The sequence below is a fragment of the Pseudomonas emilianonis genome (assembly GCF_023072625.1).
Taxonomy (GTDB): Bacteria; Pseudomonadota; Gammaproteobacteria; order Pseudomonadales; family Pseudomonadaceae; genus Aquipseudomonas; species Aquipseudomonas paraveronii.
Window position 1 is genome coordinate 1 of sequence record NZ_JAKNRV010000642.1, and the last position, 1,470, is coordinate 1,470.

Genomic DNA, 1,470 nt, shown 5'->3' on the forward strand with positions numbered 1-1,470 from the left:
ATGGGGGGCGGGGTCGCCGGCAGCGGTGGTGCTGGTGACGAAGCGGGTGTACTGGGCAATGCAATCCATGTCGGCCACCGAGGTGCCGCTGTCGATGGCGGTGATGTAGCGGCCTTCGAGTTGCTCGACACACCGCCCAAAGGCTTCAAACAAGGCCGCGCGGCTTTCCACATGGGCCGGGCGCAGGATCACGGCGCAACCGCCGCCCACCGGCAAACCGGCCAGGGCGGCCTTGTAGCTCATGCCTTGGGCCAGGCGCGCAGCGTCGGCCACCGCGCTTTCGTCATCGGGATACGCGAGGTAACGACAACCGCCCAAGGCTGGCCCAAGGCGGCTGTTGTGGATGGCTATGACCGCCTTCAACCCGGTCATCGGGTCGATGCTCAGGTGCAGCGATTCAAGGCGGGTGCTGTGCATGAGAGCAAACATCGTCAAGCTCCCGAATCACTTCTGGTGTCGCCAAGTATAGGCGGGCGGCAGAAAACTGCCGAAGTGCTCGGGAATAAGCCGCCCGATTTTGCGGGCCATGCGACATAAGCAAGTAGGATTTCTCTCAAGCTACTGGACGAAAATTCACAGCAAGGCTAAAACGGGAGCATCCGCCGGAGAATGCAATGAACCCCCGCCACGCCTTTTTCGCCTGTCTGGAACGTTCACCCCCAGCGCTGTTTGAAGCCGCGCTGTGGATTGCCGCCGAGCATGATGCGACGGTGCATCCGCTGCTGATCCTGCAGGACCTCAACGCGCTCGAACAGCAGGTCAGCCTGGGCATGCCCATGTTGCCGGCGGATGAACTCGGCCAACCGCTGTTGCGTCGCCTGAATGACCTGGGGTTCGCCCAGGATGACTTCACCCCGCTGCGCCCCGCCGCAGCCCTACTGGACAAGGTGTTGCAGCGCAAGCGCGGGCAACCCCTGGCCATGGGGCTGATCGCGATGGAATTGGCGCGGCGCCTGAATATCCCGATGGTCGGCGTCAACTTCCCCGGCCACTTCCTGCTACGGGTAGACGGCGCCGATCACCTGCTCGACCCCTGCGGCGGTCGACGCCTGTACCCCAACGATTGCCGCGACCTGTTACAACGCCAATACGGCCCCAACCTCAAGTTGCAGGCCGACCACCTGCGCACCGCCAGCCCACGCTCGATCCTCCAACGGCTGTCGCGCAACCTGCGCCAGTTGTACCTCTCCAATGACGACCCGCTGGCCGCCCTGGTCGACGCCGAGCGCGTGCTGGAACTGGGCCATGCCAGCGCCGCCGATTACCTGGCGCGGGCCAGCCTGTATCAACGCCTGGATTGCCCAAGCGCCGAGCGTTTCGACCTGGAGCACGCGCTACTGCTCAGCGACATGACCAACTATCAGGATGCGTTCAACGCCGCCACCAATTGGTTCAAGAGCGACGAAGCCACGAGCAATGTGGGTGCAAAAAACCTGACGTACTTCATTACAGACGGTGAGCCGAACGTGT

2 protein-coding genes are annotated in these 1,470 nt (G+C 63.2%); one reads left to right on the forward strand and one right to left on the reverse strand.

Features of this window, described 5'->3' with window-relative positions; genetic code table 11:
- Positions 1 to 429 (reverse strand): Glu/Leu/Phe/Val dehydrogenase dimerization domain-containing protein (locus L9Z73_RS30390; protein ID WP_282598809.1); only part of this gene is annotated, 429 nt, incomplete at its 3' end.
- A 185-nt stretch (positions 430 to 614) separates the two neighbouring features.
- Between L9Z73_RS30390 and L9Z73_RS30395 the strand changes: the two genes are divergently transcribed.
- On the forward strand, positions 615 to 1,470 hold an 856-nt coding region (locus L9Z73_RS30395), incomplete at its 3' end, for a SirB1 family protein (RefSeq protein WP_247408658.1).